Genomic DNA, 6,985 nt, shown 5'->3' on the forward strand with positions numbered 1-6,985 from the left:
GCGACCCGAGCACGGCAGGTGCCTCACGCTCTGAAACCAAGGCCTCTACCTGCGGGAACGGTCCTCGTCGACGAATTGGACCGAGAAATGATCACCAAGAATCAAGCCGTGGATTCAGGCTAAGGCTCAATTGTCCTGTCTCGTTGAACTCAAGGCATGATGCGTCTCTAACCTGCGGTGCACCAGATTGGATGAGACGATGCCGAGCGGAATCACCTCATCGATCATGAGGCATTTCGATGTAATCCACGGTGGTGCTCCGGATCAGCGGCTGTGGGGCCAGAACTGCAGGAGAAAGACCTCGGCCTCGTAGTCTTCGCTCCCCAACTCGGAGTACTCGACGTCCTCGGGCTCCAGTGCTAGCTCGCGAGCCGACAGCCGGACTTGCCAGCGCGTGTCGCGCGCGCCCAGGTCGATCTCGAGCGGGCTCGCGACCTCGTCATCATCCTCGAGATGGACGACCCCCGATGTCAGCCGGAACTGGACGACGATCTGCTTGTCCCAGACGCCGGCGGCCGTGGGCGGCGGCTCGGCGGTCCAGACCTCGAAGATGAACCTGCCTCTGACCAGCTCCAGCACATCGTCGCGCCGCACGATCGTCTCGATCACCATCAGATTCTGGGTGGTGGAGCATAATTCATCACCCAAGAGCCGCGCGTCTTCTGTGTCGATGGTCGGGCCGTCGGCGTCAGCGAGGAGATAGCGTCCATATCTGCGTCGGAAGGTGTCTTCGATGGTTATCAGCAACTCGGTCATAAAATCTTATGCTGTCACTCTGAGGGGCCACAGAGATTCCGGACAGCCGTCTTGTGGTCGTAAAGCCTATGCGGCTGCTTGCTGTGAGAGGGACTCGTTGAGTACCTCCAGTGGTGGCCGATAGCCAAGCGCCGAGTGCAGGCACCCGTGTCGGCGACCTGATCGGAGAGGAACCCGCTCTTCGCCCGGCCCTTGTCACAAGAACAGCCTCGGCTGTCTGCGATCAGGACCCTTCCCAGCACCAACGGCTGTCCGCCGGTTCCTCCTCCCCGGAACAGGTCGCGATAGGGCTCGATGCGTACGCGTAGGGGGTTTCGAGCCGGTTGACCGAGGGCCGGCCGGTGGCGGCGTACTGGTCGATGGATGCCCTGGGTGGCGGCATCCGTGGGGCTGTCTGGGCGGGGTCGGTCGGCTTGCGCTCTCCCAAAGTGGGGCGATGGTCGTGAGCGGCGACCGGCCCCCGCCCTGGGGAAAGGGGACGGGGGCGGGAGAGGAGGGCAGGCCCTGCAGCAGGGCGCGTACCAGGACGGTCGGCGTGGTCGGCGGTGGCCGGGCGGGTGGAGGGCCACGTGCGCCAGACGCGGCCGAGGAAGGCCGCCAGCTGGAACGGCCACTGGCGCGCTGCGGGCGGGACGAGCCTGGGTGGAGTGGTCGGGTTTCACGGCTGCCCCATGGGCTGTGCCATCGGGCCGAAGCGCCGCTGCAGCTCATCATCGGCACGGCTCGCCACAAGAACCACACACTGCCATGCGCTACGTCAAGCCTGTTGTGACGCGATCACGTGTCTCTGGTAGCCCCCGTCTTACCGGCCGTTACCAGGATCGTTCTCCGGCAGGAACCGCCGGGGAATTCTGCGAGTCCGCCTGATGATCCAGGCAGCGGCTCGGGTACGCCAGCGGGGTGCCTGTGCCTCGTCAGATGGATGGCGGCCCGGCTCGACCGCCCGCCGCTCGATCAACGCCTGGGCCGCCGCCAGGCCGTAAAGATCGTCTAGAGCGGGGTCGGTGGCCAGTGCGGCCAGGTGGGTAGAGCCCCGTGTGGCATCCCGTTCGGCCAGGGCCTGTGCCGCCGCCACGCGGTAGAGGCTGTGCAGGTCCGTGTCGGCGGCCAGCACGGCGAGCAGGTCGGTGGCCCGCGCTTCGTCCAGGTCGGTGAGTTCTCGCGCAGCCGCCACGCGCTCGCCACCGTGCACGGTGGGATCGGCGGCCAGCGCGGCCCAGACCTCCGTGGCCCGCAGATCGGCGAGTTCGGCCAGGGTTTGAGCCGCTCGCACACGGTATAGGTCCTGCAGGTCGGAGGTGGCGGCCAGCGCGACGAGCAGGTCGGTGGCTCGCCCGTCGCCCAGCGCGGCCAGCTCCTGGGCGGCCAAGACACGGCCGTGTCCGCTCAGGGCACGATCGGCGGGCAGCGCGGCCAGGAGATCGCAGCCTTGCCGCCCATCCAGTTTGACCAGTTCCCGAGCTGCCGTGACACGGGCGTCGTACAACGTGGTGTCGGTGGCTAGCGCGCCCCACACCTTCACAGCCTGTCGGCCATCCAGGTTGACCAGCTCGTGCGTCGCCGTGACGCGGGCGTTGTTGGACAAGGTGGTGTCGGTGGCTAGCGCGGCCCACAGCTGCGCGACGTGCTGATCACCCAGTTCGGCGAGTTTCCGCGTCGCCGTGATGCGGCTGTCACCTGTGCGTGCGGGGTCGCCGGCCAGCGCGGTCCACACGTCGGCCGCTCGTGGATCGGCCAGCTCGGTGAGTGACTGCGCGAGGATGACGCGGTCGCCGTCGCGCTGGGTCGGGTCGGTGGCCAGCGCGGCCAGCAGGTCGGCGGCTCGTGCGTCACTCGATCTGGCCAGCGACAAGGCCGCTGCCGCGCGGTGCGGCCCGTACAGGGCGGAGTCGGTGGCCAGGGCGGCCAGGAGGTCGAAGCCGTGCGGGTCGTTCAGCTCGGCCAGCTCCCGTGCCGCCGAGACGCGGTGTTCACCGTTCAAGCTCGGGTCGGCGGCCAGTGCGGTCAGCAGATCGTGGCCTAGCTCGTGATTCACATCTGCCAGTGCCCGGGCGGCGTCGACACGCATGTGTCCGGCACGGGCGGAGTCGGTGGCCAGCTCCTTCAGGGTGCAGGTGGCCGCGTCGATGGTCTGCGGGGTCAGCGTAAGGCCGTCGGCGGCGAGCTGAGCGATGTACCTCGCGCCGATGCTCCAGCCTGCCGAGCGGTGCAAAGCCGTCGTCAGCCGTGGCGGCACAGGGAAAGGCGGTGCTCCTGACGGCCCGCCCAGCCAGGCGGCGACGAGGAATCGGTCGTAGCTAGACAAGCTGACCAGGCCTCTACGGCTTCGCCAGCCGTACAGTGAGCGGGACGCCTGCCTGCTGAGCCGGGCGTCAGCGGCCACGTGCCGGGCGGCCAGGAACTCGCCGATGGTCTGGTGGATGAAGGTGTAGGTTCCGCCATGCGCGGAGATCAGGCCGGTACGGCACAGCAGGTGCTCGCGCCGGGCCGTCCAGTCGAGTGGCAGCATGCCAGGCGGGCACAGGTGGTCGGTGGCGTGCAGTACCTCGGTCAGCAGATCGGCCGCGGGGTCGTCGTCCATCCCATGCCGATGATGCTGCCGGGCAGCGACACGGCCCAAGGTGGCGAGGATCGCATCCGGCAGTTCAGGGACGAGGGGATCGGTCAGGCGTTGCCGCAGCAGGAGCTGGAAGTTCTGATAGATGCTGTAGCGGTCGCGGGGCAGCGCCCTGCCGGGCCCGGCGGCATGGAGCTGACACAGGATCGTGGCCAGCAGCGGGGTGCGGGCCAGGTGTGCCAAGGCCGGACGCGTCGCTTGAGCCAGGAAGCCGTGCACCGCGGCCTCGGGGTCAGGCAGCTGCGCGGGGTCCAGGTCGTGGGCCGTGCGCATCCAGCCTTCGGCGAAGGACCGAAGCTGGCTGGGCTCGAAGGGCAGGAGCTCATAGACGAGCAGATGCGGGTCCCGTTCCAGCGCTGCTAATTCCCCTTCGGAGAGTGGGCGGCTCGTGAGCACGAACCGGTACGGACCCGCGCGGTGTTCGCCCAGCAGCTGGGTCAGCTGCAGTCGCTGCCGTATGTCGGTGATCTCGTCGAGGCCGTCCAGCAGGACCAGCCAGCGGGAGGCGGGCCGGGGCAGGCGGTCGAAGATTTCCGCGTTCAGCGCTGGTACCCGCCGCCCGGACAGCTCATCACGAGCTGCGGCGGCAACCTGCTCGGCGAACGACAATCCCCGCACGGTGAGGTACGCGGCGGGCACGTAGACGGGAACCTCGTCGACCACGGCGGCCTCGCCGTTCCGCACGGAGGCGGCCAGAGTGATCAGAACGTGGCGGAGCAGGCTGGATTTGCCCGCACCAGGACCGCCCAGCAGGAGCACGTTATGGTCGGTCGACACGACCGCCTCGGCCGTGAGCCGCACCCCGGACGCGCCGGACGCGTATGGACTCCCCGTTTCGGCGTCCGCTGTGCTGAACCGTGGCCGGCTGCGCTGCTGTACGTACACCTGTGACAGCGGCGGCAGCCGGGAGCCGGGCAGAACGCCCGGGTAGGGGTGGGCCTCGGCGGTATGGCGAGCGGCAGCGAGATAGGGCTCCAGCCAAGGCTCGCTTCGAGGCGCGTCGCGGGCAGCGCGCCACCACGACAACCAGGCCCGCTCCTCCAGCAAGCCCGCAGTCATCTCGTCTGCGTCGATGCGACCCTGCTCCTGACGCTTGCGCAGCGCCTCCAGCAACGCCTTGACCACGGCCTCCAGGAGAGGTTGGTCCTGCGGAAGGTCCGCACCGGTGGACCAGGCGCTGATCCGCTTGCGATCGACGAAGACCCTCCTGCCGACGCCGGCGGCCTTCCCGGCGGCAGCAGCGCCGGTGACGTTCATCCGGTGCTCGAGGATGGCGGTGGCCCGCTGGGCGATCTGGGTGTTGCTGCGGCCGCACAGCCGCAACCCTTCGCCGAGCCGGTCGGCGAACCAGCGGCGCGGATCGTCCCGCGGACCGGTCATCCGAGGTCACCCGTCCGGCCGGGGCCGGACCGGACACTTTCCTTCGCCTGGGAACATGGCGCTGACCTGCAGACTGTCCGGCAGTCCCAGGAGCGAGGGCGGGACACCGCCGGCACAGAGCCGGATGCTCGCCGCATGAACGTCGTTGAACTCCTCGTCGAGTTGGTGCAACTGACCGCCGCCGTGACCGCGCTGGCGACCACCGTGCAGGACGCCCGTGAGCGGCGTGACCGCGAGCGGCCTGAGACGTCCCCGGAGGACGGCTGACCCACGACTGCTCGGGCCGGTATGTGTCATCGCACCGACCGCGCTGAAGTGATCTCCGCTGCGAACAGTCATAGCGCCCATCCCACCACGACCCGGCACTGTCCGGCTGAGTAATCAGCGAACCCGGTGGTTCGGCGATAGGTGGGGGACAGGACGATGGAAAGTGTAGGCGCCACGCACGCGATCGCGAACGCCTGCAGGTGCAACGATGCGGCGGCCTCGCGGGGGGCGTTGTCTGCCCATCAGACGTCACCGCGCGTACCTGGGCGAACACCACGGCATTGCTGATGTCGTGACGAGGCGCCAAGGACGCGATTACCGGCCTGCGGGCGGCGCAGCTTCGCCGGCTGGGGCCGACGCCCCAGGCTCAACGCTGAGCACCCGGGTTCGCGGGCGGCGATGTGCCCGCACGGCGGTCACGGCCACCGCCGCGGCGTGCGCTCAGTGCTGACTCTTAGAATCCTTTGCGTGATCAGCCGCAGGGCGCTCAACCGCGCCACCCTGGCTCGCCAGTTGTTGTTACGCAAGCACACGATGCCGGCGCTGGAGGCGGTCGAGCACCTGGTCGGGTTGCAGGCCCAGGCGCCGTTCCCGCCGTACTTCGGGTTGTGGTGCCGCTTGTCGGGCTTCCGGCCGCAGGAGCTGGCCGATCTGCTGACCGAGCGGCAGGTGGTGCGGATCGTGCTCATGCGCGGCACCGTGCACCTGGTCAGCGCCGCCGACTGCCTGTGGTTGCGGCCGCTGGCGCAGCCGATGCTCACCCGTACCTTCCAGAGCGTGTACGCCGCCCGCCTCGCGGGCGTCGACCAGGACGCGGTGGTCAAGGCGGGGCTGGAGCTGCTGCGAGAGGGGCCGATGACGGCGGCGGCGCTCGGCACGGCGCTGGCCGGGGCCTTTCCCGGCGCGGCGGCCGACCTGTCGCAGATCCTGCGCAGCCTGGTCGCGCTGGTCCAGGTGCCGCCGCGGGCGGTGTGGGGGAAGACGGGTCAGACGGCCTACGTCACGGCCGAGGCGTGGCTGGAGCGGGAGCTGCATGCCTCGCCGTCCCTTGATGAGCTCGTCCTGCGTTACCTGCGGGCGTTCGGCCCGGCCACGGTGGCCGACGTGCAAGCCTGGTCGGGCCTGACCGGGCTGCGCGAGGTGGTGGACCGGCTGCGGCCCCAGCTGGTGATGCTGAGCGATACGGTGTTCGACCTGCCGGACGCGCCCCGCCCGGACGAGGACACTCCCGCACCTGTACGACTCCTCGCGCCGTTCGACAACCTGCTGCTCAGCCACGCCGACCGCACCCGCGTCATCTCCGACGAGCACCGCAAGCGCGTCATCACGATCAACGGCCAGGTGCACGGCACCCTCCTGGTCGATGGTTTCGTGCACGGCATCTGGAAGCGGGACAAGGCGGTGGTGACGATCGAACCGTTCGCGCCCTTGACCGACGCCCAGGCCGAACAGGTGCACGCGGAGGCGGCGGAGCTGCTGGAGTTCGCCGAGCCGGGCAAGGCGCACCAGATCAGAGGGGTGTAGCGAGGTCGACCGTGCACTTGGGCGTGGCCCGCCGAGTCAGGTTCCAGGGTTTCGCCCGTGCCTTATCGGGAGCAGGGACCGCCAAAGGACACGCGTGATCGAGTACGGCGTGCCTTACAACGGAGCCGCGACCATCGCCGGGGCGGAGGAGGGCCTGGCCGAGCGGGGGACAGGCGGGCCGCGTACTCGCCCATGACTGGCACGCAACTGGTCGACCGCGACCGCCAGCCACCTTCGCGAAGTACATGGACCGCCCCGGGAATCTTGGAGGCTACGATTCCTGCGAACTTGCGAATGACGTAGTAGATCCCTGGGTCTTATAGAAGGCGTCCTCGTACTCCTTCGGCGGAATATTACCACAGAATGAGTGGAGCCTCGTCTCGTTGTACCAGGAAACCCATTCCATAGTTTCCAGCATCACGTCGGTGACGCCGCGCCAGC

The 6,985-nt window shown here is 68.7% G+C and carries 4 protein-coding genes; 2 read left to right on the top strand and 2 right to left on the bottom strand.

Features of this window, described 5'->3' with window-relative positions:
- Window positions 1–264: 264 nt before the first annotated feature.
- Both ACTWPW_RS62290 and ACTWPW_RS62295 read right to left on the bottom strand, forming a co-directional pair.
- Window positions 265–756 carry a hypothetical protein gene (locus ACTWPW_RS62290; protein WP_443174735.1) on the bottom strand — a complete coding sequence of 164 codons (492 nt, stop codon included), beginning with the start codon at window positions 754–756 and terminating at the stop codon, window positions 265–267.
- An 802-nt stretch (window positions 757–1,558) separates the two neighbouring features.
- Window positions 1,559–4,753: an NACHT domain-containing protein gene (locus ACTWPW_RS62295; RefSeq protein ID WP_443174736.1), complete on the bottom strand. Its 3,195-nt coding sequence runs from the start codon at window positions 4,751–4,753 to the stop codon at window positions 1,559–1,561.
- Between the two features lie 135 nt (window positions 4,754–4,888).
- Between ACTWPW_RS62295 and ACTWPW_RS62300 the strand changes: the two genes are divergently transcribed.
- Entirely contained in the window at window positions 4,889–5,020 is a 132-nt protein-coding gene (locus ACTWPW_RS62300; protein WP_375119224.1) for a hypothetical protein, read from the top strand.
- Between the two features lie 468 nt (window positions 5,021–5,488).
- Window positions 5,489–6,544 (top strand): winged helix DNA-binding domain-containing protein, encoded by a 1,056-nt coding sequence (locus ACTWPW_RS62305; protein ID WP_443174737.1) that lies wholly within the window; start codon window positions 5,489–5,491, stop codon window positions 6,542–6,544.
- Window positions 6,545–6,985 lie beyond the last annotated feature (441 nt).

The sequence above is a fragment of the Nonomuraea sp. KM90 genome (assembly GCF_052246675.1).
Lineage (GTDB): Bacteria > Actinomycetota > Actinomycetes > Streptosporangiales > Streptosporangiaceae > Nonomuraea.

Bases quoted from the DNA above. Each gene is read 5' to 3' on its own strand.
- ACTWPW_RS62290 (WP_443174735.1), bottom strand. From the start codon at position 756: ATGACCGAGTTGCTGATAACCATCGAAGACACCTTCCGACGCAGATAT.
- ACTWPW_RS62295 (WP_443174736.1), bottom strand. From the start codon at position 4,753: ATGACCGGTCCGCGGGACGATCCGCGCCGCTGGTTCGCCGACCGGCTC.
- ACTWPW_RS62300 (WP_375119224.1), top strand. From the start codon at position 4,889: ATGAACGTCGTTGAACTCCTCGTCGAGTTGGTGCAACTGACCGCCGCC.